A 23,544-nucleotide genomic window follows, 5' to 3' on the forward strand; every position below is an offset into this window, starting at 1 on the left:
TACCCGGCTCGATTGCCGTGACCCACGAGTTCGCAACTTTAGAACGTGTTCTTGTTTTGGGCAACCATCGTCACGGATGTTCGGTCAGCGCCGCACGCGGGCACTGAGCGATCGCGGAACGGACATCTTCCCAACGATCCTCCGGCGGACGCGCAGAACTGATCACGAGCTCCTCGTTGTCGTCGAGGTCGAAAATATCGGGTGCGATCCCGACGCACACACCGTTTGCCTCGCAGCGGTCCAGATCAACCCTGACCTCCATGGCGATTCCTCTTCTCTACTCACAACTACTGGCGCGAACACGGATACGAAACGAGTGCCGCAGGGCTGTGCCGCACACCGTTCCTGGCGATAACACTAGAACCTGTTTCAGTCGTGTGCAATGATTCGAAAAAGTACCGAGAACGGACGTCGAACGATCCGCTGGACACAGCGAAGGCGCCCCTTGTCGCCGATGTACGCATCGATAGAACCTGTGTCAATCGATTGGTTGGCGCTTTGATTCGTATCTCTATGGAGAGGTAACCATGCACATCACCTACACCCCTGAGCAGCAACAGCTCCAGGAGGAGTTGCGTGCCTACTTCGCACAACTGATGACTCCCGAGCGGCGTGAAGCGCTAGCCGCCACGACGGGTGAGTACGGCGAAGGCAATGTGTACCGCGAAGTCGTCGCGCAGATGGGCCAGGACGGCTGGCTCACTCTGGGTTGGCCGAAAGAGTACGGCGGGCAGGAACGCTCCGCGATGGATCAGCTGATCTTCACCGACGAAGCCGCCATCGCCGGTGCGCCCGTGCCATTCCTGACGATCAATTCCGTAGCGCCGACAATCATGCATTTCGGTACGGACGAGCAGAAGGCCTTCTTCCTGCCCAAGATCTCTCGCGGTGAGCTCCACTTCGCGATCGGCTACTCCGAGCCCGAGGCAGGCACCGACCTGGCGTCTCTGCGCACCTCGGCTGTCCGTGACGGCGATGACTACGTCATCAACGGGCAGAAGATGTGGACGAGCCTGATCCAGTACGCCGACTACGTGTGGTTGGCCTGCCGTACCGATCCGGAAGCCAAGAAGCACAAGGGAATCAGCATGCTGATCGTCCCCACCACGGCAGAGGGCTTCTCCTACACCCCGGTTCACACCATGGCCGGCCCCGACACCAGCGCCACCTACTACCAGGACGTACGCGTCCCGGCGTCGTCGATAGTCGGTCAGGAACACGGTGGCTGGGCACTGATCACCAACCAGCTCAACCACGAGCGTGTTGCCCTCACCTCGGCGGGACCGATTCTGACCGCGCAGCGTGAGGTCCGCGAGTGGGCACAGAACACCAAGTTGCCCGACGGCCGACGCATGATCGACCAGGAATGGGTGCAGATCAATCTCGCTCGCGTGCATGCCAAGGCCGAGTACCTGAAGTTGATGAACTGGGAAATTGCCTCCGCAACCGATCATGCTCCCGGACCCGAAGCCGCGTCGGCCAACAAGGTGTTCGGTACCGAATTCGCCACCGAGGCTTACCGCTTGCTGATGGAGATCCTCGGATCCTCCGCCACGATCAGGCAGAACTCCCCCGGCGCTCTTCTGCGTGGCCGCATCGAACGTATGCATCGTTCTTCGCTGATCCTGACGTTCGGCGGCGGTACCAACGAAGTGCAACGCGACATCATCGGAATGACAGCTCTGCGGCTTCCCGCATCGAAGCGATAAGGACCAACGATCATGGAATTCACCCTTACCGAGGCCCAGCAGGACCTGTCCGGTCTGACACGATCCGTCGTCACCGAACTGGTCACCAATGACCGCCTCCGTGAACTCGACGCCGCCGAAGACCGCTTCGACGCCATCTTGTGGAACGCTCTGGCCTCGGCCGGCGTCCTCGGTGCAGCTCTTCCGGAATCGGTGGGCGGCGACGGATTCGGTGTCCTCGAGCAGTGCAGCATCCTGGCCGAACTCGGGCGCGGTGTTGCAGCCGTTCCGTTCCTGACGTCCATCGTCGGATCGGCCGCGGCGATAGCAGAATTCGGCTCGGACCAGCAGCGAGACGAATGGGCGAGCGCTGCCGCCGCCGGCGAGAAGATACTGACTGCGGCCCTCGCCGAGGAATACAACGACGACCCGGCCCACCCCGTCACGCGTGCCGAGAAGACCGCCGACGGCTGGCGCATCGACGGAGCGAAGATCACCGTCGACAGTGCGCCGCTCGCCGATCTGTTCCTCGTCCCCGCCATCACCGAGGACGGCGTCGCGGTCTTCCTCGTCGAACCCTCCGACGCGGGCGTGCGCATCACCAGGCAATCGACCACGGATTTCTCGAGTGCGGCCCTGGTCGAGTTCGATTCGGTGCAGATTCCGGCCGATCGTGTTCTCGGGTCGGTTGCCCAAGGATCCGACATCGCGGCATGGATCGTCGAAAGAATTCAGCTCGGTTCCAGCGCCTACCAGTACGGGGTGCTCGATCAGGCACTGAAGCTGACCGCCGAATACGCCTCCGAGCGTGTGCAGTTCGGCCGTCCGATCGGTAGTTTCCAGGCCGTGGCACAGCGCCTCGCCGACGGATACATCGACGTCAAGGGCGTCCGTCTGACTCTCTGGGCCGCAGCGTGGCGTCTGAGCGAAGGACTTCCGTCCGACGGGGCAGTGCAGACGTCCAAGTTCTGGGCTGCAGATGCGGGACACCGAGTCGGGCACACTGCTGTTCACGTTCACGGCGGCGTGGGTCTGGACGAGGACCATCCCGTTCACCGCTACTTCCTCGCGGCCAAGCATCACGAGTTCCTGCTCGGCAACGCAACGGATCAGCTTCGCGCACTGGGCAAGGAACTTGCCGCAGTTCCTGCCTGAGTGCGTCCCACCGAGTGGAAATCCATGACCTGGTCCGAGACGAATCGATGATGATGCAGCTATGAGTCAGAGCCCCACTGTTTCCGATCTACTCCTCGGAGTCAGCGAGATCGACGACCGCGGTATCCGTTTCGAGGACCAGGTCATCACCTGGCGCGAGCACATTCAAGGCTCGTTCGATCGAGCAGCGCTGCTGGACACGCTGCTCGATCCAACGCGCCCCCGGCATTTCGGTCTTCTGATGGAGAACGTCCCCGAATTCTCGCTATTGCTCGGCGCAGCATCGTTCTCGGGTTCGGTTGCCGCCGGACTGAACACGACCAGGCGCGGCCCGGCATTGGCGCGAGACATTGCGCTCTCCGACTGCCAGGTCATCTTCACCGAGAACAACCAGGCGCATCTACTCGACGACGTCGATCTCGGCGACGTCCGGGTGATCAACGTGGATTCTCCGGCCTGGACGCAATTGTTGGCGCCCTTCGCCGATACGCCCGCCTACGCGTCGACTGCGCAACCCGACGATCTGTTGATGCTCATCTTCACTTCCGGAACCAGCGGTGATCCCAAAGCGGTTCGGTGCACGCACCAAAAGTTGGCCTCTCCCGGGGTCATGCTTGCCGATCGCTTCGGGCTCGGCGCCGACGACGTCGTCTACATGGCGATGCCCATGTTCCATTCCAACGCCATGATGGCGGCGTGGACGGTCGCGCTACACGCCCGTGCGGGAATTGCCATGCGACGCAAGTTCTCCGCTTCGGGGTTTCTGCCCGACATTCACAAGTACGGAATCACGTACTCCAACTACGTCGGAAAGCCGTTGTCCTTCATCGCTTCCACCCCCGAGGTGCCGAACGAGCGGGACAACACCTTGAAGATCATGTACGGCAACGAGGGTTCGGCGCCCGCCGTCGCCACCTTCGTTCGGCGCTTCGATGCCCGCGTCATCGACGGGTTCGGGTCCACCGAGGGCGGTATTTCGATCTCCGCCGCACCGGTTCCCCGGGCCGGCGCCCTGGGACTGCTCCCGGACGGCGTCAAGATCCTCGATCCCGAGACCGGAGCACCCTGCCCGCCTGCCGTCTTCGACGCCGACGGCCGGATCACCAACGCCGACGAGGCCACCGGTGAACTGGTCAACGTCACCGGCCCAGGCACGTTCGCCGGGTACTACAAGAACCCGGAAGCCGACGCCGAGCGAATGCGCAACGGCCAGTACTGGAGTGGCGATCTGGCGTACACCGATGCCGACGGCTACGTCTACTTCGCGGGACGCAGTTCCGGTTGGCTACGCGTGGACGGCGAGAACATCGGCGCCGCACCCATCGAACGCTCCCTGGTCGGTTACCCGGGCTTCGCGCAGGTGTCCGTGTACGCGGTCCCCGACAGCGACGTCGGCGACCGCGTCATGGCGTCTGTGATTCCGGTCGGCGACGTAGACAATTTCGACCCGGTCGCCGTAGCCGAATACATCGACTCCCGGCCGGAACTCGGTCCGAAGCAGAAGCCGACCCTGATCCGAGTGTGCAGTGAGTTCCCGAGAACGGCGACGTTCAAGGTGGTCACTCGAACGCAGAGTGCCGAACGCTGGAACACCTCCGATCCGGTGTGGATCCGCCGGCGCGGAGAATCCGACTTCCAATTACTCACTCCCGAACTGGCACTCGGCCTCGAGAAGACGCGAGAGTCCGTCTAGTCCGGTGTCTCAGTAGCGCTGAGCAAGCGGTTTGTGCGCCGACACCGTTTTGTAGAACTCGGTGAGCCGAAGCTGTGATGCCGCTGCCTCGTCGATTACCACCGTCGCGTGTGGATGCAACTGGAGGACCGATGCCGGGCACACCGCGGCCAGGGGCCCCTCGACGGCAGCGGCAATCGCAGCGGCCTTGTGCTCGCCGGTCGCGATCATCACCAGATGCCGTGCTTCGCAGATAGTTCCGAGGCCCTGGGTGATCACGTGCCGTGGTACGTCGTCCGGACTCTCGAAGAACCGGGCATTGTCGGTTCGAGTCTGTTCCGTCAGCGTCTTGACCCGGGTCCTCGAATTCAGCGAGGACGTCGGTTCGTTGAAACCGATGTGACCGTTGCCGCCGATGCCCAGGAGTTGTACGTCCACCGGACCATTCGACCCAATCGCCCGGTCGTAGGCTGCCGCGGCGGCAAATGGATCCGGCGCGGTTCCGTCGGGGCTGAATACCCTTGACGCGTCCAGGTCCAGGTGATTCACCAACTCGGTTCGAATCACCTGGGCATACGACTCCGGGTGACCTTCCGGCAGACCGACGTATTCGTCCAACAGGAACGCCTGCAGGCCGACAAAACTCAACCCGTCCTCGCGGTGACGGCGCGCGAGTTCGCGGTACACCGAGAGCGGTGAAGACCCCGTCGCCAGGCCCAAAGTCCGTGCACCTGAATGCACCGCGTGTTCGAAGATGTCGGCAACAACGGTGCCGGCCGCCTCCGCACTGTCGACAATGACAATTTCCATCGGTTGATTCCTCAGCTTTCGGTGTAGTTCATGAGCCAGGTGTCATGAGCCAGTTCCCAGCGGCCATGACGGCGCGGGTTTCGAGTTCGGGACCGGTGACGATCAGATCGGCGCGGCAACCCGGCACGAGATCGCCGACAATTCCGGCCAGCCCCACCAGCGAAGCAGGCGTTGCCGTCGCTGCGATGACAGCCGAAAGCAGATCGACGCCCGCGTGATTGACCGCCCGGCGGACTATGTCCATCAACCGACTCGTCCCGCCGGCGATGGCCGTATCGCCCTGGCCGGCCAATCGCGCCACGCCACCGACCACGTCGACGTCGAGAGGCCCGAGTGGGTAGCGGCCGTCGGGCATTCCGGCGGCAGCCATGGCGTCGGAGACCAACGCGATCTGATGCGGACCGACAAGATCGAACACCGTCGCTACCGTCTCGTCGGCCAGATGTACTCCGTCCCCGACCAACTCGACCACCATTTGTCCTCTGGCGGCCGCGGCAAGACACGCCGCCACTGCGCCGGGAGCGCGATGATGCATCGGAGCCATTCCGTTGAACAGGTGAGTGGCACTGAGCGGTGCATGCGCCGAGTGTGCGATCGAACGGGTCGCGACCGGGTTGGACGCATCTGTGTGTCCGATACTCACGACGGCACCGTGACGTTCCATCAGCGAGGCAAGTTCGTCGAAGTGCGCTGTCTCCGGAGCGATAGTCACCGAGCGAATGTGCCCGCGGCCGGCTTCGAGCAGCGACTCGAGCAGAGCCGGGTCGCCATCGAGAATGCTGTCGGGATCCTGGGCGCCACAACGGAGTACCGAAAGGAATGGACCTTCCAGGTGAATTCCGGCCAGCGTGCCCTCGTCGACCAGTCTTGCCAGGAGTTCGATGCGAGTGCGCAGGATCTCCGGCGGCGCGGAGACGAGCGAGCCGATCACCGAGGTCGTGCCGTTCGTCCGATGGTGATCGGCAGCCGCGGTTGATCCGAACTCGTCTGCCTCGGGGAAACCGAACCCGCCGGCGCCGTGGCAGTGAACATCCACCAACCCCGGAATGATCGTTGTCCCCGCAGCCGCCCGTTCGGGTAACGGGTCGGTTCGCTGCGACGCCGGCCCGGCCCACACCACACGATCACCGGCGATCTCGACAACCCCGTCCGAGAGCAGTCGACCACCGGTCACCAATTGTCCACGCAGAATTTGTCCACGAAGTATCACGACATCACCTGCGGTACAACGGGAACTTCGGTATCTGCGATCGACAACTCACGGAGCACGGCGTCCGCGAGCACGTAGTGCCCATGTTCGTTCGGGTGGAACGCGTCAGCCAGGAGCACCGGCGGTGGGCCCTCGGGAGAATGGGCCGTCCACTGCGCGTAGTGGTCGACGAACACCACGCGCGTCGAGGCGGCAACTTGCCGCACGACGTCAACGTACTGAACCAATCCTGCTCTGGTGGGCGCGTTCTCGACGTCGATCGGCGGCGGCGTCTGCAGGATCGGCACCGCGCCGATCGCTCGCGTCCGGAATATCGTGTCCGAGAGGTCGTCTCGAAACCGTTCCAGTCCTTCGTCGCCGTCCAATGCGTCATTCGTACCGAGCATGATCAACACCACCGAGGGGTCGAACACTTCGATGCGGTGCGCGAAACCTGCACGCACGTCGGAGGATCGATTGCCACTTATTCCGGTGTTGACAAGGACGTGGTTGAACAGGGAAAGCTCACCACGGACGCGCTCGGCGCAGTGTTCGACGTAGCTTCGATGACCGTCGGTGTGCGTCAATCCCTGAGTGATGCTGTCACCGGTGAAGACCCACCGGATCGGCGTCGAGGAGTCGCCGAGCAAAGTCTCCAGTCGAATCCGTTCAGCAGTCTTGGACTTCAGAGCCTTCGACGTCGGCGTCATCCCCTCTGCCTTTCGGCGCCCGATACTGCCGCCGCGAACTTCGACGTGATGAACGCCGGGTCCGTGATTGCGGTTCCGACAACCACCGAGTCTGCACCCAGGGCGATGGCGCGTGCCGCATCCTCCGGGCTGTGGTAGCGCCCTTCGGCGATGAGGACCGCATCTGGAAGTGCCTGCCGCAGTTCCGAGATCAGCTCGAGATCCGGACCTGCCAGCCGTCTGCTGTTCTCGGTATATCCCGCGAGTGTGCTGGAGATGACGTCGGCGCCCGCCGCAGCGGCAGCGATACCGTCTTCGAGGGTCCCGCAGTCGGCCATGACGAGGCCGCCGCGATCATGGACCGCGTCGACGGTGTCGGCGAATGTCAATCCGTCCGGACGCGTTCCCAGAGTGGCATCGGCGGCCACGATCTGCGCACCGGTATCGACGACTTCGAGAGCTGATTCCCTTGTCGGCGTGATGAACACGCCCTCGGAACCGATCTTCGTCAAACCGATCACCGGTACCTTCACTGCCGACACGACTGCGGCGACATCCGGGGTTCCGCCCACACCGCCACAGCGGATCGCCACTGCTCCTCCGTCGACCGCGGCGCGGGCCATCCTCTCGATGGTCCCGGTGTCACGCAGGGCATGGCCGTGTCCGGCCTGACAGGACACGATCAGCTTTCCGCTGATGATCGTGAGCAACTCTTCGACAGTCACGGTGTTACCTCGATTCGTGTTGCGGCGGCCAGGAGCGCAGCTCCGACGAGCGGCGCATCGGTGCCCAGACGGGCTGGCAGAATGGCGGTTTCGGCAATGGGGCCCATCGCTTCCACCCGGAAAGCGGATGTCAGCGGAGACAGGAGATCGGCTCCGATCTGAGCTGCGCCGCCGCCGATGACGATCACCTCGGGGTCGAATGCAGTGGCGACGCCGGCCAGGACGCGACCCAGCAGAGTACCGGCGTCGGCGACCACGGCACGGGCGATCGGATCGCCCGAGTGCATGAGCGCCACCACTGCCTGCAACGGTTGAGTGGGCACGCCCGCCCGCGCTGCGTACTCGGCCGCCATCGCCGGGCCAGAGGCGACTGCCTCGAGGTGATCGGTTCTGCCGCAACCGCAACCTATCGCCCCGGAGACCGGAACCAGCAGATGCGCGAGTTCGCCGGCTGTTCCGTGGGCACCGTGGTACAGCTGACCGCCCACGGTCAACGCGCCACCGATTCCGGTACCGATCGAGACGAACAGTGCAGAGGTTCGACCGCGACCGGCGCCGATCATGTTCTCGCCGTGGGCCATCGCGCGCACGTCGTTGTCCACCGTCACCGGTAGGCCTGAGTGTGCCTCGAGTTCTCCGCGAACCTCGGCGCCACTCCATCCGGACAGAATGTCGGAGGCGAAGACGACGCGGCCACGCACCCGATCGATGATTCCCGGTGCACCGACTCCGATTCCGGCTACCGTGTGATTCGCCCTCAGACGGTCGACCAACGCGGTAGCGGTCCCGAGAACGGCTTCCCTACCCGCCGTCGGTGTTGCGGCACGAACGGTGTCGATCACGTCTCCGTCGGACGTCACCACCGCGGCAGCCACTTTGGTGCCGCCGATGTCGATACCGATCCATCGCTTCTGCCCAGATGTCATGTCAGAGGAGCCCGGCCCGTTCGAGAACGACCTTGATCGTTGCGGTCTCGGACTCGTCGAGCGAGAGCATCGGGGCGCACATAGTGTTGCCGGTGATGACGCCGCGCAGGGCCAGAGCCGTCTTGAACGCGCCCAGACCCGCGGCACCGGCACTGACGCGACCCGGTGTCGGCGCCTCGACGATGGAGAACAGATCGGTGAGTCGATCCTGCTCGGCCTTCGCTGCGGCCCAGTCTCCTGCCTGCGCGGCGCGCCACAGTCGCACGTAGCCGTGCGGGTCCACGTTGGCCAGGCCGGGCACTGCGCCCGAAGCACCCATCAGCAGGCATCCGTCGACGACTACCTCGTGCCCGGTGAAGACGGCAAAGTTTTCGAGCTCGGCCGACTGACGGAGCAACATACGGAAACTGACGTCGTCGCCGCTCGAATCCTTCACTCCGGCGATGACTCCCTCGCGGCCGAGTTCGACCAGCATTGCCGGGTTGAGCTTGCTGTGGACACGAACCGGCACGTCGTAGGCGAACAACGGAAGATCCACTGCGGCGTGAATGGATCGGAAATGCGTTGCCGTCTCGGTCGCGTCGGTGATCGCATAGAACGGCGCCGTCGCGACGATGGCATCCGCACCCGCTTCGCGGGCCTGCTCGGCAACGGCGATGACCCGGTTGGTGGTCATGTCGTTCACTCCGACGAGGACCGGGACCTGCCCGCCGACGTGACCGATGGCCGTCTGCACCACCTGGGCGCGCTGAGCGTCGGTGAGGTAACCGACCTCACCCGAGGAACCGAGGACGAACAACCCGTCGACTCCGGCTTCGATCTGCAGTGAGAGCAGGCGTTCGAGCGACGTGGTGTCGACCTCGCCCTCGAGCGTCAGGGGTGTGACGATGGGCGGGACGATTCCGCTGAAGGTGGTGGTTTCCGTGCTCATGGGGTCTCCATATGTTGGTTGTCGGATTGAGTTGTGGGTGCGGCTGTCAGGGAGAACTGTCAGGGAGAAACGGAGACCGGCTGACCGCTCGCGGCGGACCGATAAGCAGCGTCGATCACGCGCATCGACACGCGGGCGTCTGCCACGGTGTAGTCGGGTTCGGTTCGAGTCGGTAGTCGATCGAGCACGTGAGAGAGAAAGCTCGACACCGCGTTGTCCGACCCGAAGCCGCCGATGGGTGATGCGGTCACGTCTCCCGAGGCAGCGAAATGTGTCACCGCGGGTTTGTCGTCGTCGGAACTTGCGTATCCGTGGGATCCGAGGACCCGAACCGTCGCGGTATTCGCGCCGAAACCCGGTGCTGCGGGGATTCTTCCGACGGTCACCGTCGCAGTGACGCCGTTTTCCAGGGCGAGCGAGATCAACGCTGTGTCTTCCACACCGAATTGCTGGTGGGCGCCGCCGTAGAGCGTGCTCGTCTCGGCGTACACCTCGGTGACGTCCAGGCCGGTGAGGTATCTGAGGTAGTCGGCGGCGTATCCGGCGAAGTTCACCACTTCTCCCCCGCCGGACAGCGCCGGATCCACCACAAGTTCGGGACGCTCGACCGAGGTGGCGAAATGTGTCCCGCTTGCCAGGAACTCGATGTCCACGTGGCGCGGCAGTCCGAGACTTCCGGCATCGATCCAACGGCGCAGTCGTCGCAGCGCAGGTGAATGAGTGCGGTTCACCACCGTACAGATTCGCCCGTTCGACCGTGCGGCTTCTTCCACCGCCGCGGCCTCCGCCTCGTCGACGCCCACCGGCTTGTCCACCAGGACGTCGAGTCCCGCGTCCAATGCGGCAATCGCAAGCCGTGCATGCCTGGTCGGCTCACTGCAGATGATCGCCAGGTCTATCCGTTCGGGGTCGAGGAGATCGCCGAGTTCGTCGATCCACTCGATGTCTGCGGCCTTTGCCATCGCGATCCCGTCCTCACGAATCCAATCGGGGACCGAGGATTCGTCGGAGGCCCCGACCACGCTCACTCGAGGATCGGAACGCAACAGGTCCGCGTAGGAACCGGCATGCCTGACGCCGCTGACAAATCCGACGCGGATCGAACCGGTGCCGGTCATCGGTGTTCTCCGATCGAGATCGCACGGCCGGTGTCAAGTGATTGCTGGGCAGCGATGGCAGTCGCGAGAGCTGCACGCACCTGCCAGTTCTCGACTATCGGGCTCGCGGAACCGTCGAGTGTGGCGATCCAGTGACGCATCTGATGCGACATCGCGTCCTCGATCGACGACGGCGGCGCGTTGGTCGTGTCCGTCATCAGTCCCGGGTCGTCGCCGGTGTCGTGCGCGAGCGTGCCGGAAGTTCCGGACACCACGATCCGGCGCACCATCTTGCCCGATTGCGGTAGTGCGTAAGCCAATTCGATGAGTGCCAGCGATCCGTCCTCGAAGCGAACGGTCAGATGGAAGCTGTCGTGCACGGGCATCCCCGCTGCGAAGGTGGGGAAACTACGAGCGAACACGCGGATCGGACGACGACCGATCAGCCACGTCACCAGATCGAGTGCGTGGGTTCCGTTGTGAACGGGGTGACCACCCGAGCGTTCCTTGTCGTGTTGCCAGCCTCGCCAGCCCCCTGGCCAGACGTGGCCGGTGTACCAACTGAGATGGATCAACCGGGGGTCCCCGATGGCGCCTCGTGCAACCGAGTGTCCGATCGAGGTGATCGACGGCTGGAATCGTACGGTCTGTCCGACCATCAGGGACGTGCCGCCACCTTCGGTGGCCTCGACCATCGCGTCGAAGTCCGCGACTGTCAGCGCAGCCGGCTTCTCCACGTGCACATGCTTTCCTGCGCGGCCGGCGGCAATCGTCACGGGCGCATGGTCGGGAGTGGCTCCGACCACGTTGACCGCGTGCACCGTCGGGTCTGCGAGAATCTTCGCCAGATCGGTACTGGCCTTCGCGCCCGGCGCCAATGCCGCAACCGATGCGGCCCGGTCCAAGTCACTGCCGAATACGTAGGCGACTTCGACCGATGGAATGCGCGCCAGAGCGCTGACGTGATCCCGGGCGATTCCGCCACTGCCGATGACGGCTACACGCACGGTCACTTCGCACTTCCCGACAGCGCTGCCGGTTCGCCGCCACCGAGTCGCACCTGTTCGGCGACGACGAGTGCGCGTTCGCGTGCGTATGTCAACGGCGAGTCGGCATCAGCCTTGCCGTCGAGAACTGCTGCCATCTCGTCGATTTCGTGGCGAATCGCAGCCTGCATCCACAGCGAGGATCCACCGTTGCCCGAGTTGTACTTCTGCGTCCTGCTGGCAGCGTCGATCAACGATTGGTTCTCGGCGTCGAGGTCGAAGATCGGCCACGACTCTTCGACCCGTCCCCCGCGCAGTCGGCTGACCCGGCCGGTGTGGAAGTCCGCGTGGACCGAGCCTTCGGCGGCATCGACCGTCAGCTCCCACGAAGAAGTGTGTGAACGCGTCGAGATGGTGTGTCTGCCGATCGCGCCGCCGGCGAACAACACCACTGTGTTGCGGAAGCCGTCGTCCGCGGTGGCGATGCTCGACACGGCAGTCACCTCGCCGCCGAGCCAGCACATCAGGTCCAGTTCGTGAATCTCGTGAGTCAGTTCTCCACCCGTCCGGCTCTTGTCGAGCTTCCACCACTGTGGATCTGCGCCGCCGGTGTCGATCCATCGTGAGCGAGACGTTTCGATCGCAGCGACCTCGCCGAGCTCTCCCGAGGTCAGCAGGTCCGCCAGACGTCGTACACCCGGCATCATCCGCATGATGTGACCGACCATCAACGGCGAACCGCTCGCGTCGGCGCTCGCGATCATGTTCTGCGCATCGACCAATTCGACGGCGAGTGGCTTCTCCACAAAAACTGCCTTGCCGTGCTCGAGTGCCGCGATGGCAGGTTCGGCGTGCGCGTGATTGGGCGTCGCGACGACAACGAGGGCCAACTCCGGGTGAGCGGCCACCACGTCGTGGTCGTCTGTCGGGGTTGCCGAGAACTCGGCGGCGACGTCCTTAGCCCGCTCGAAGTCACGGTCGCACAGCATCGCCAGTTCGAAACGTGGATGGGCAGCCAGCTCGCGAGCGAGGGAACTACCGAAGAATCCGCAACCGACCACACCGACTTTGTATCGGGTCATGAAGTCTCCAAAGATTGGATGAGGGATGTCCTATGTTATACGGGCGGCGCCTTCACCCGTCAATTCGACTTCGGTAACACAGTCTTCATCTATGCAGGTAAACGCACTATTTTTGATTCCAAACCTCTCGGAACTCGAAGTTCCGCGGCGCGAGTTCCGAAGATTCTCTAGACGCTTTCTGATCCACAATGTAAGTTACGCAACATCGGACGTCGAACATAGGACATCCCCTATCCACTCCCCCGATGTCCCGCTCCCCGCCTTGGAGGCCGCCTTGAAGAACGAACGACCGCTGAGCTCCGCGTTCACCCGCCGAGACCTGTTCCGGTACACCGGGCTGTTGGGAGCTGCAGCAGGTATCACCGCGACTCTCGCGGCTTGTGGCGGCGGCCCGTCGTCGACCTCGGTAGTCGGCGGTTCCGCGAGCACCGGCGATCTGACCACCGCCATCGGATACGGCAACGACCAGAGCTTCGACCCGATGCAGACTGCATCCGGTTTCCTCATGGCGGCCGTCAACCACGTCTACGAGGGACTGCTCGAAAACGATCCCGGCACCGGTGAGACGTATGCGGCGCTCGCACAAGCCGTCCCGACCGACGCCACCGCCTCGAGCTGGACCATGAAGATCCGCGACGGTGCAACCTGGCACGACGGCACTCCGGTCACCTCGGACGACGTCGTCTTCACCTTCGACCGCATCCTCGATCCACAGCAGAACGTACTGATCCGCTCCTTCTTCTCCTCCTGGTTGCAGTCCGTCACCAAGGTCGACGACCAGACGGTGACCCTGAACTTCAACTACCCGTTCAGCGCTGCCGCACAGCGTCTCTCGATCGCCAAGATCATGCCCAAGCACGTCTTCGACGGTCATTGGGACGAGGCCAAGTCCGGCGCGCTGGTCGTCGGTTCCGGTCCGTACAAGCTCAAGAGCCACACCCCCAAGAGCAACACAGCTTTCGAGGCCTACGAGGCGTACAACGGGCCGCGTCCGGCCAACTTCGCGACGATGAACTGGCTGTCCATCGTCGACACTTCCTCACGCATCGCACGCGTCTCGGGCAACAATGCCGGTGCACAACTCGCCGACAACATCCCCGTCGCCAACGTCCCGACTCTGACCACCGGCGGGCGCACCGTCGAGGGCAACCCGGGCATGAACCTCATGTACCTGCTCTTCGACACCACTCAGGCACCGTTCGACGACGTTCGTGTTCGCCAGGCGATGTTCTATGCCATCAACACCCCGAAGATGATCGAGATCGCCCTCGGTGGCAAGGCAGCACCGGCCACGAGTTACCTGTACGAGCGCAACCCCGACTACGCGCGGGCGTCCACCGTCTACTCGTACGATCCGGACAAGGCCCGCTCACTCCTCGCTTCCGCCGGTGTCAGTGGCCTCGACCTGACGCTGCTCTCCACCAACGTCAGCTGGTTGGCCGACTGCTTGCCGACCATCAAAGAGTCCTGGGACGCAGTCGGATTCAACACGACGCTCGAACCGCAGGACACCAGCGCCATGGTGAGCAAGCTCAACAGCGGCCAGAAGTTCCAGATCGCTGCGGGTACGTCCAACCCCCAGGCATTCGGCAGCGACGTCGACCTCCTCGTCCGCTACACGTACAGCAAGGGCGGCTTGTGGACGAAGACCTACGCCAAGTGGGACGACACCGCCGAGGCGCAGAAGATCTACGCCACCATGGACGAAGCCACCCGCGAGACCGACCCGGCAAAGCGCAGCACCCTCGTGCAGTCGTACCTGAACCAGATCGCCGAAAATGCTGTCTACTACCCGGTTCTCCATCAGGAACTCCTGACTGCGTGGGATCCGAAGAAGATCGCCGACGTCACTCCGCTGCCGTACCCCGGCGTCAACCTGCTTCAGGCGAAGCCGGCCTGATACCCGCGCGCTCGGCCGTTTCCCACAACTGAGAGATCCCCCGATGGCAAGAGTCCTCCCCATGCTGATCAGGCGATTACTGATACTGATCCCCCTGATCCTCGGCATCATCGCGTTCGTCTTCATCGTGATGCAGTTCGCGCCCACCGATCCCGCAACCGCGGCGTTCAACGGCGGCAACCCGACTGCGGAACAGTTGCAGCAGTTCAAGGAAGAGAACGGACTGCTCGATCCGCTTCCGCTGCAATACGTTCACTTCGTGACCGATCTGGTCAGCGGCAACATGGGTGACAGTCTGATTTCCGGTACCCCGGTGTTGGATTCGATCTCCACCGCTCTGCCACTGACCATTCAGCTCACGGTTCTCGGACTGGTGATCGCCATCGTGCTCTCGCTGATCTTCGGTGTCACCAGCGCACTGTTCCGCGATCGTTGGCCGGATCAGGTCATCCGAGTGATCTCCCTCGGTGGTGTGGCAGCACCGTCATTCTGGTTGGCACTGCTGATGATTCAGTACCTTGCTGTCCAACTCGGATGGTTCCCTACCGGTGGCTACGTCAATCCGAGCGACTCCGTCGGTGACTGGCTCTGGTACATGGCGCTCCCGGCGCTGTCTCTGTCACTGCCCGTCGCGGCGCAACTGACGCGAATCATCCGCACGTCCATGGTCGAGGAGTTGGACAAGGACTACGTCCGTACCGCAATCGGCAGCGGCCTGCCCTATCACGTGGTGATCGGACGGAATGTGTTGCGTAACGCGCTGATCAACCCGCTCACCGTTCTGGGCCTGCGTGTCGGTTACCTCCTCGGCGGCGCCGTGGTCATCGAGCAGATCTTCGGCCTTCCCGGAATGGGTCAGCTCATGATCAACGGCGTCACCAACGGTGATCCCGCAGTCGTTCAGGGTGTTGTCATCGTGATCGCGGTCGGCTTCGTCGTCGTCAACCTCGCCGTCGACATCCTCTACCTGCTCGTCAATCCACGACTTCGGAGCGCAGCATGATGAGAAGAAAACTCACCGAGAAGCTTTCGCGACCCGGTATCACCTTTTCTCGCTTCCCCCTCTCGGCCTGGCTGTCGATGGCGGTTCTCGCGATCATCGTGCTCGCCTGCCTCTTCGCGCCGCTGATCACGCAGTACACCCCACTCGAACAGGCGGTCGGTACCGCGGGCCCCAGCGCCGAGCACTGGTTCGGTCAGGACAGTCTCGGCCGAGATCTGTTCAGCCGCTTGCTCTACGGCGGACGCTGGTCGCTGACCATCGGTCTCGGTTCCACCTTCCTCGCACTGTGCGCCGGCGCTCTCATCGGATCGGTGGCCGCAACGAGCCGAAAAGGCGTCGACGAGACCATCATGCGTGTGCTCGACGTAGTCATGGCGTTCCCGGGCATCGCGCTCGCTGCCGTACTCGTCGCAGCCTTCGGTGGTTCGATCCCGGTTCTGATCGTCACGATCGCGTTCCTCTACACGCCGATGGTGGCCCGCGTCGTTCGCGCGAACGTTCTCGCTCAGTACGGCGAGGACTACGTCGCGGCCGAAAAGGTCATCGGCGCAAGAACTTCACACATCGTCGTCAAACACGTCGTAGCCAACTGTGCTGCGCCCGTTCTCGTCTTCTGCACTGTCATGGTCGCCGACGCCATCGTGCTGGAGGCCAGCCTGTCGTTCATCGGCGCCGGTGTCCGTCCCCCGGATCCGTCGTGGGGATCGGTGATCGCCGACGGCAAGAACATGGTCCTTCTCGGTGGTTGGTGGGCAACGGTATTCCCCGGACTGCTCATTCTTCTGACGGTGCTCTCCCTCAACGTGCTCGCCGAGGGCCTGACCGACGCGATGGCAGATCCGAGTCTGAAGAAAACCAAGAAGACGCCCTCCGCACTGGAAGCAGCGCAGACTGCCGCAGCGGAGGAGACCTCCAACGAGCTCATTCTGGAGGACGAAGCTGCAGTCACCGAGAACCCGGAGTTGATCGACGACTTCGCCGACTCCAGCGTCGTGAAAGATGTTCTGAAGCCGGCCGCCGAGCCGACCCCTCTCGAAACTCACCTGAAGATCCTGGCGGAAACCGAGCGGTCTCGGTCCGATCGTCTTGTGTACGAGGGCGATGCAGCGCCCCTCCTCGAGGTCCGCAATCTCACGATCCGGTTCCCCGAACGCTACGGAGACACGGCGATCGTCGACAACGTGAGCTTCACCGTCCGCCCGAACGAGACGATGGCACTGGTCGGCGAGTCCGGTTGCGGAAAGTCGCTCACTTCACTGGCGATCATGGGTCTACTGCCCAAGACAGCAGTGGTAACCGGCGAGATCCTGTTCGACGGCGTCAACGTCCTCGAACTGAACAACCGGGAGCGAAACAAGCTGCGCGGACACGACATGGCGATGATCTACCAGGATGCGCTGAGTTCTCTGAACCCGGCGATGCTGATCCGCGCGCAGTTCAAGCAGCTCACCAAGCGTGGCGGTACCCGCACAGCCGAGGAGTTGCTCGAACTCGTCGGACTCGATCCGGTTCGCACTCTCGCCAGCTACCCACACGAGCTTTCCGGTGGTCAGCGTCAGCGCGTCCTGATCGCGATGTCGCTCACCCGTAGTCCGCGGTTGATCGTCGCGGACGAGCCCACCACCGCCCTCGACGTCACCGTCCAGGCCCAGGTCGTGGACTTGCTCAACGACCTTCGGGAAAAGCTGGGATTCGCGATGGTCTTCGTCAGCCACGACCTGGCCCTCGTTGCCTCCCTCGCCCACAAGATCACGGTGATGTATGCCGGTCAGGTCGTCGAGTCGGCGCCGACGAGTGACCTGCTCGTCGATCCCCGCCACGAATACACTCAGGGCCTTCTCGGCGCCGTTCTCTCCATCGAGGACGAAGCGCCGCGACTGCATCAGATCCAGGGAACCGTTCCGTCACCCGGAAGCTTCGCGCCGGGAGACCGTTTCGCCGAGCGTTCCACCCGCCCGGATTCCGATCCCCTCCGTAAGCCGGAGATGGTCCGTATCGACGGGACCGAGCATTTCTTCGCGAACCAGTCCGCGACTCCCGCACACGCAGAATCGGAATTGGAGAGCGTGCGATGACTACAGCTGAAGCACCCATCCTGGAACTGAAGAACATTCACGTCGTCCACAAGACCCGTTCGGGATCACTGTTCAAACCCGGCACGGTTCACGCGGTCAACGATGTCAGTATCGCCGTACGACGAGGGGCGACGATCGGCATCGTGGGCGAGTCGGGTTGCGGTAAGTCCACTCTGGCCAAAGTCATGGTCGGACTCCAGAAACCGACGTCGGGCGACGTGGTATTTCGCGGCCGAAGCGCTCTGACCCGATCGGCGGGCGTGCGCAAGGAGTTCGGGCGGGCGATCTCGATAGTGTTCCAGGATCCGGCTACCGCACTCAATCCGCGAATGACGGTGGCCGACATCCTCACCGATCCGCTCGACGTCCACGGCATCGGCAACCGCGCGAGCCGAACAGCCCGCGTTCGCGAGCTGGTCGGTTTGGTGGGGCTCCCTCAATCCGCACTCGAAGTCATCCCGAGTCAGATCTCCGGCGGTCAGCGTCAACGTGTCGCGATCGCGCGTGCGCTCGCGCTCGAACCCGACGTCATCGTCGCCGACGAGCCGACGTCGGCTCTCGACGTCTCGGTGCGAGCGCAGATCCTGAACCTGCTCAGCGACATCAAAGCTCGACTGGGGCTCGGCATGGTGTTCATCTCGCACGACATACAAACGGTGCGGTACGTCTCCGACACCATCGTCGTCATGAACGCCGGGCGGATCGTCGAGCAGGGAACGGCGCAGGAAGTATTCGACAACCCGTCGGACGCGTACACGGCCAAACTGCTGGGTGCGGCGCCCAGTCTCCTGCAACGCACCGTTGACGTGGGTTGACCAATGGAGCGGATGACCGGACATAGGATGAAGGACGTTCGTATCAGAAAAGGGGAATCGATGTCTGTCCGGAGTGGCACACAGGGCGCTCGTTTCAGCGCGCAAAACCGCATGCGCGCACTTCAGACGGACATCATGAACTTGATCCTCGAACGCAGACTCTCCCCTGGCGACCCGATGCCCACCGAGGCCGAACTGTCCGAGGAGTTGGGAATCGGCCGGAACACGCTCCGCGAGGCACTCAAGGTTCTGCAGGCCTTGGGCGTCGTCGAGATCCGTCACGGCTTCGGAATGTTCGTCGCCCCGAGCAACTTCGACGCTCTCGCCGACGGCCTGACCTTCCGCGGCCGGTTGTCGTTGCAGGGCACCGGGCACGAGGCGATGGAACTGGTCGACATTCGTCAAGCACTCGAGACCGGATTGATCGGTGCGGCAATGGCCGAGATGACGTCGGCCGACCACGCCGACCTCGACGAACTCGTCACCGGTATGGAGGTTCGTGCCGCCGCCGGGAAGAACTTCTCCGACATCGACGCGACCTTTCACTCCCGCCTGTACTCCCCGCTCGACAACCAGGTCCTCGCTCAGTTGATGGACGTCTTCTGGCAGGTGTACAGCGAGATTCAGCAAGCCATCGGGCATTCGGACACGCCACTGATAGACATCGCGTCGAAGCACCGTGCGATTCTCGACGCGATCCGTACGGGTGATGCCGTCGAGGCGGCGCACACTCTCGATGTGCACTTCGGTGGCCTGCGCGAGCGGATCGCCAGTCTCCATGCGTCCGAAGCGCAGTAATCTCGAAACACGTGATTTTGCTCCGCTGCCTCACCATCGCGCCCGTTCTTCCGGCAAAATTACGGGTATGAAGAACCCGAACCTGACGCCTTCGCGCGTTCTCGCAGTTGTCCTCGCTGCCGCCCTCGTCATTTTCGTGATCGCACGTCGCCGCGACGACGGCGCCCTCAGCCGCGGAGAATGGTTGTCGGACAGCGTCGGACCGGACGACCTCGCCGGCTGAAACGACGTATGCCCTCGGCCGAAACTCGGCCGAGGGCATACGTACGTGTCATCTACTACTTCATCGAATCCAGTCGGGTTCGCGCGTCCTCGAACCCTGACACCAGCTCTGCCATGACCTCGGCGACGGGGCGGATCTCGTTCATCCGGCCCACGATCTGGCCGACGGGCATTGCCACAACTTCCGGGTTCTCCGATGCAGCGATTCTCTGATGAGCGTCGCTGACCAGCAGGTTCTGCAGCGGCATCGGCAAGGGCGCCGGTGCTCCCGGGTTCGACCAGGCTTCCGTCCACTTGGTCTTGAGCAACCGAGCGGGCTTACCCGAGTAGATGCGCGAACGTACGGTGTCGGCCGACGTCGCGCCCAACAGTGCACGCTGAATAGCGGACGGGCCCTCGCCCGACGCACTGCCGAGTTTGTATTCGGAGGTGGTGAGCCAGTACGAGCCCATCCATACTCCAGACGCACCGAGTGCGAGTGCAGCAGCCACCTGACGGCCGCTGCCGATACCGCCGGCAGCCAGTACAGCAGCTGAATCACCCAGTGCATCAACAATTTCCGGGACCAGAACCATCGAAGCGATCTCGCCCGTGTGACCGCCGGCCTCGTAGCCCTGCGCGATCACGATGTCGACGCCGTTCTCGACGTGACGACGTGCGTGCTCGACGGCGCCGGCCAGTGCCGCTACCGGAACGCCCTTCTCGTGCGCCTGATCGATGACGTCCTTGGGCGGCGATCCCAGCGCATTCGCGATCAGCGCAATCCGATGCCCCAGAGCAACATCGACGTGGGACCGCGCCACCGAGTGAAGCCATCCCAGTACGCCGGTCGCATGCTCGACGTCGTCGGACAGCGGCGGCACCCCCAGTTCGTCCAGCGTGCGATTGACGAAGGCGCGGTGCTCCTCCGGGATCAGCTTGTCGAGATCGACGGCACCACCCTCGGTCGGCACCTTGGCCGGCATGACGATGTCGACGCCGTACGGCTTCCCGTCGGTGTTCTCGTCCATCCACGTCAGTGCAGCTTCGAGCTCTTCCGGGTCGTTGAACCGGACGCAACCGAGAACGCCCAGACCGCCTGCGCGACTGATCGCGGCGGCGACGTGCTCGGAAGGAGTGAATCCGAAGATCGGGTATTCGATGCCGAACTTGTTGGCCAGATCCGAACGCATCAGGCTTCCACGCTTTCGTTTGCGGACGCCACAGGAGCGCCGTTTCCGTTGTGATCGTCAGCCTCGCGCGATTCCGTCTCGGCCTTGGCCCAGCGGTAGTCGGGCTTGCCTGCCGGATTGCGCTTGATCTGGTCGACGAACCACACGCTGCGCGGAACCTTGTATCCGGCAATCTCTTTGCGCGCTGCGGTGGCGATGTCGTGCAAGGTCGGTGACGTGCCTTCACGTACCTGAACCACTGCGGCAACCCGCTGACCGAAGCGCTCGTCGGGGATACCGACCACCAGCACGTCGAAGATGTCCGGGTGCGCCTTCAAAGCGCCTTCGACCTCTTCCGGGTACACCTTCTCGCCGCCGCTGTTGATGGACACCGAACCGCGGCCGAGCATCGTGACCGTGCCGTCGGCTTCGACCTGCGCGTAGTCGCCGGGGATCGAGTAACGAACGCCGTTGATGGTGCGGAAGGTTTCGGCCGTCTTGACCTCGTCCTTGTAGTAACCGAGCGGGATGTTGCCCTTGCGAGCGAGCATGCCGCGCTTGCCCGATCCGGGTTCGACCTCGTTGCCGTCGTCGTCGAGAACCGTTGTGGAGGCGTCGATCTTGACCGTCGGGCCGCCGGTGTGCTTCTGGCCCTTGCTGAGCACTGCCAGTCCACCGAAGCCGGTCTCGGACGCGCCGATGGAGTCGGTCAGCAAGCGGTTGGGCAGCAGTTCGAGGAACTGCTCCTGGATACTCGGCGAGAAGAGGGCAGCACTGCTGGCCATCACGTAGAGCGTCGAAAGATCGTACGGCTCACCGGTCTCCGGGTTTCCGGCGATCAGCGCGTCGAGCATCGGGCGGCCCATCGCGTCACCCGTGATGAAGATCAGGTTGACCTTGTGCTTGTCGATGTTCTGCCACACCTCGTGGGCGTCGAATTCGGGGTGCATCAAACAGGTTCCGCCGCCGAAGAGGCTGTGGAACACCGCAGACTGCGAACCGCCGTGAATCATCGGGGGGATCGGGTAGCGGATCATGCTCGGGTTGGCAGCGCCGACCTTCGCCATCTCGTACTCGTCCTCGACCGGAACGCCGGTGACGAAGTTGATGCCGCCGCCGAGCACACGCCACCAGTCCTCGTGACGCCACATGACGCCCTTGGGACTTCCGGTGGTGCCGCCGGTGTAGAGCATGAAGATGTCGTCGTTGCTGCGCTCTTCGAAATCACGCTCACCCGAACTCTGCGCGAGTGCGTCCTCGTAGCCGATGCCGAAAGCACTGAAATCCAGATCGGTGCCGTCCTCGACCACGATGACGGACTTGACCTTGGGAGTGTTCGGCAGGACGTTCGCAACCTTGTCCGAGTAGCGGCGCTCGTGAATGAGTGCCACCATGTCGGAGTTGTCGAAGATGTACTGCAACTCGTTCTCGACGTACCGGTAGTTGATGTTGACCATCACGGCCCGGATCTTGAAAACGGCGACCATGGCCTCGATCGCCTCGATGACGTTCCGGCAGTAGATGCCGACCTTGTCACCCGGCTGAACGCCATGTTCACGCAGGTAGTGGCCGAGGCGGTTTGCTCGGTCCTCCAACTGCGCATAAGTCATCTCGCGGTTGTCCGAGACCAGCGCAACGCGGTCCGGAACGAGGTCGATTGCGTGCTCTACGAAGTCTGCGATGTTAAGGGCCACGAGTTCAAAGTAGAACGTGTTACCGTTTCTGGCAAGACCCAATTTGAGAGCCAGCTCACAGACCCGCCAGGAGCCATCAGTGTCCACTTCGACGACCGAAAAATCAGACATTTCGGAAACCGCGCCGCATTGCCTCGTGGAGAAGCGCGGCCACGTTCTCATCGTGACCATGAATCGCCCCGAGCGTAAGAACGCCATCACCGGCGAGATGATGGCGATCATGGTCGACGCCTGGGACCAGGTCGACAACGACCCCGAAATCCGTGTGGCGATCCTGACCGGAGCAGGTGGCGATTTCTGCGCCGGCGCCGACCTCAAGAACATGTCCGCCAAGCCGCCGGGAGATTCCTTCGCGGGCGGCGGCGTCGACATGTCCAAGATCGAAGGCCTCCTCAAGGGTCGCCGGTTGACCAAGCCGCTGATCGCCGCGGTCGAGGGTGCAGCCATCGCCGGCGGAACCGAAATCCTGCAGGGCACCGACATCCGCGTCGCAGGCGAGAGCGCAAAGTTCGGCGTCTCCGAAGCCAAGTGGGGGCTCTTCCCACTCGGCGGTTCCGCAGTGCGTCTGGTGCGCCAGATTCCGTACACGATCGCGGCGGACATCCTGCTCACCGGTCGTCACATCAAAGCGCCCGAAGCCAAGGAGATCGGGCTGATCGGCCACGTCGTCCCGGACGGACAGGCCCTCGACAAGGCACTGGAGCTCGCCGACCTGATCAGCGCCAACGGCCCCCTCGCCGTGCAGGCGATCCTCAAGACCATCCGCGACACCGAGGGCATGCACGAGGAAGAGGCCTTCCAGATCGACGCGCAACTGGGCATGAAGGTGTTCATGAGCGCGGACGCAAAGGAAGGCCCGCGGGCTTTCGGTGAGAAGCGGGCACCCCAGTTCAAGGGCATCTGAGTCAGGGTTGTCTGACCCACCCTGTCTGACCC

Annotated in this window: 22 protein-coding genes; 10 read left to right on the plus strand and 12 right to left on the minus strand. The window is 63.3% G+C overall.

Going from position 1 to position 23,544, the window contains the following annotated elements; all coding sequences use genetic code 11:
• Window positions 1–70 precede the first annotated feature (70 nt).
• Window positions 71–262, minus strand: coding sequence for a ferredoxin (locus G8767_RS31405; protein WP_033232296.1), 192 nt, complete (start codon window positions 260–262; stop codon window positions 71–73).
• Window positions 263–527: 265 nt separating this feature from the next.
• On the opposite strand from G8767_RS31405, the gene G8767_RS31410 reads away from it, so the two are divergent.
• From G8767_RS31410 to G8767_RS31420, 3 genes are all read left to right on the plus strand, one after another.
• The gene (locus G8767_RS31410; protein ID WP_003945878.1) at window positions 528–1,709 is read left to right on the plus strand and encodes an acyl-CoA dehydrogenase family protein; all 1,182 of its coding nucleotides are present in this window, start codon (window positions 528–530) and stop codon (window positions 1,707–1,709) included.
• Window positions 1,710–1,721: 12 nt separating this feature from the next.
• Window positions 1,722–2,843, plus strand: coding sequence for an acyl-CoA dehydrogenase family protein (locus G8767_RS31415; RefSeq protein WP_124568821.1), 1,122 nt, complete (start codon window positions 1,722–1,724; stop codon window positions 2,841–2,843).
• 61 nt (window positions 2,844–2,904) lie between these two features.
• On the plus strand, window positions 2,905–4,536 hold the full coding sequence (locus G8767_RS31420) for a long-chain-fatty-acid--CoA ligase (RefSeq protein WP_166813757.1): 1,632 nt from the start codon (window positions 2,905–2,907) through the stop codon (window positions 4,534–4,536).
• A gap of 9 nt (window positions 4,537–4,545) precedes the next feature.
• On the opposite strand, the gene nagB is transcribed toward G8767_RS31420, so the two are convergent.
• The 9 genes from nagB to G8767_RS31465 are packed head-to-tail and all read right to left on the minus strand — an operon-like array spanning window position 4,546 to window position 12,950.
• Entirely contained in the window at window positions 4,546–5,325 is a 780-nt protein-coding gene (gene nagB / locus G8767_RS31425; protein ID WP_166813759.1) for a glucosamine-6-phosphate deaminase, read from the minus strand.
• A 28-nt stretch (window positions 5,326–5,353) separates the two neighbouring features.
• On the minus strand, window positions 5,354–6,535 hold the full coding sequence (locus G8767_RS31430) for an amidohydrolase family protein (protein WP_346843055.1): 1,182 nt from the start codon (window positions 6,533–6,535) through the stop codon (window positions 5,354–5,356).
• Window positions 6,532–7,224, minus strand: a complete 693-nt coding sequence (locus G8767_RS31435; RefSeq protein WP_166813761.1) for a GDSL-type esterase/lipase family protein — start codon at window positions 7,222–7,224, stop codon at window positions 6,532–6,534. The genes G8767_RS31430 and G8767_RS31435 overlap by 4 nt, the downstream gene beginning before the upstream one ends.
• Window positions 7,221–7,928 (minus strand): N-acetylmannosamine-6-phosphate 2-epimerase, encoded by a 708-nt coding sequence (locus G8767_RS31440; protein ID WP_166813763.1) that lies wholly within the window; start codon window positions 7,926–7,928, stop codon window positions 7,221–7,223. Before G8767_RS31440 ends, G8767_RS31435 begins: the two co-directional genes overlap by 4 nt.
• The gene (locus G8767_RS31445; RefSeq protein WP_095973531.1) at window positions 7,925–8,854 is read right to left on the minus strand and encodes an ROK family protein; all 930 of its coding nucleotides are present in this window, start codon (window positions 8,852–8,854) and stop codon (window positions 7,925–7,927) included. The genes G8767_RS31440 and G8767_RS31445 overlap by 4 nt, the downstream gene beginning before the upstream one ends.
• Before the next feature lies 1 nt (window position 8,855).
• Window positions 8,856–9,785, minus strand: coding sequence for a dihydrodipicolinate synthase family protein (locus G8767_RS31450; protein ID WP_166813765.1), 930 nt, complete (start codon window positions 9,783–9,785; stop codon window positions 8,856–8,858).
• A 59-nt stretch (window positions 9,786–9,844) separates the two neighbouring features.
• The gene (locus G8767_RS31455; RefSeq protein ID WP_166813767.1) at window positions 9,845–10,903 is read right to left on the minus strand and encodes a Gfo/Idh/MocA family oxidoreductase; all 1,059 of its coding nucleotides are present in this window, start codon (window positions 10,901–10,903) and stop codon (window positions 9,845–9,847) included.
• A complete protein-coding gene (locus G8767_RS36635) occupies window positions 10,900–11,895 on the minus strand; it encodes a Gfo/Idh/MocA family oxidoreductase (protein ID WP_166813769.1) in 996 nt (331 codons plus the stop codon). Before G8767_RS36635 ends, G8767_RS31455 begins: the two co-directional genes overlap by 4 nt.
• Window positions 11,892–12,950 carry a Gfo/Idh/MocA family oxidoreductase gene (locus G8767_RS31465; RefSeq protein ID WP_166813771.1) on the minus strand — a complete coding sequence of 353 codons (1,059 nt, stop codon included), beginning with the start codon at window positions 12,948–12,950 and terminating at the stop codon, window positions 11,892–11,894. Before G8767_RS31465 ends, G8767_RS36635 begins: the two co-directional genes overlap by 4 nt.
• Before the next feature lie 274 nt (window positions 12,951–13,224).
• Between G8767_RS31465 and G8767_RS31470 the strand changes: the two genes are divergently transcribed.
• The 6 genes from G8767_RS31470 to G8767_RS31495 all read left to right on the plus strand — a co-directional run bounded on the left by G8767_RS31470 (window position 13,225) and on the right by G8767_RS31495 (window position 19,764).
• The gene (locus G8767_RS31470) at window positions 13,225–14,850 is read left to right on the plus strand and encodes an ABC transporter substrate-binding protein (RefSeq protein ID WP_166813773.1); all 1,626 of its coding nucleotides are present in this window, start codon (window positions 13,225–13,227) and stop codon (window positions 14,848–14,850) included.
• 43 nt (window positions 14,851–14,893) lie between these two features.
• Window positions 14,894–15,853 (plus strand): ABC transporter permease, encoded by a 960-nt coding sequence (locus G8767_RS31475; RefSeq protein ID WP_029254514.1) that lies wholly within the window; start codon window positions 14,894–14,896, stop codon window positions 15,851–15,853.
• Entirely contained in the window at window positions 15,853–17,928 is a 2,076-nt protein-coding gene (locus G8767_RS31480) for a dipeptide/oligopeptide/nickel ABC transporter permease/ATP-binding protein (protein ID WP_206029979.1), read from the plus strand. The genes G8767_RS31475 and G8767_RS31480 overlap by 1 nt, the downstream gene beginning before the upstream one ends.
• Entirely contained in the window at window positions 17,925–18,743 is an 819-nt protein-coding gene (locus G8767_RS31485; protein ID WP_020906302.1) for an ATP-binding cassette domain-containing protein, read from the plus strand. The genes G8767_RS31480 and G8767_RS31485 overlap by 4 nt, the downstream gene beginning before the upstream one ends.
• 60 nt (window positions 18,744–18,803) lie before the next feature.
• The gene (locus G8767_RS31490) at window positions 18,804–19,541 is read left to right on the plus strand and encodes an FCD domain-containing protein (protein WP_007734278.1); all 738 of its coding nucleotides are present in this window, start codon (window positions 18,804–18,806) and stop codon (window positions 19,539–19,541) included.
• Between the two features lie 67 nt (window positions 19,542–19,608).
• On the plus strand, window positions 19,609–19,764 hold the full coding sequence (locus G8767_RS31495) for a hypothetical protein (RefSeq protein WP_019746984.1): 156 nt from the start codon (window positions 19,609–19,611) through the stop codon (window positions 19,762–19,764).
• Window positions 19,765–19,819: 55 nt separating this feature from the next.
• Here the strand turns inward: G8767_RS31495 and G8767_RS31500 are convergent, their stop codons facing one another.
• A complete protein-coding gene (locus G8767_RS31500) occupies window positions 19,820–20,935 on the minus strand; it encodes a nitronate monooxygenase family protein (RefSeq protein ID WP_166813777.1) in 1,116 nt (371 codons plus the stop codon).
• Window positions 20,935–22,608: an acyl-CoA synthetase gene (locus G8767_RS31505; RefSeq protein ID WP_039973409.1), complete on the minus strand. Its 1,674-nt coding sequence runs from the start codon at window positions 22,606–22,608 to the stop codon at window positions 20,935–20,937. Before G8767_RS31505 ends, G8767_RS31500 begins: the two co-directional genes overlap by 1 nt.
• A 79-nt stretch (window positions 22,609–22,687) precedes the next feature.
• Here G8767_RS31505 and G8767_RS31510 point away from each other — a divergent pair, with 79 nt between their 5' ends.
• Window positions 22,688–23,512, plus strand: a complete 825-nt coding sequence (locus G8767_RS31510; RefSeq protein WP_070796348.1) for a crotonase/enoyl-CoA hydratase family protein — start codon at window positions 22,688–22,690, stop codon at window positions 23,510–23,512.
• The last annotated feature ends 32 nt before the right edge of the window (window positions 23,513–23,544 follow it).

It is taken from the genome of Rhodococcus sp. IC4_135, assembly GCF_011602025.1.
Classification (GTDB): Bacteria; Actinomycetota; Actinomycetes; order Mycobacteriales; family Mycobacteriaceae; genus Rhodococcus_F; species Rhodococcus_F baikonurensis.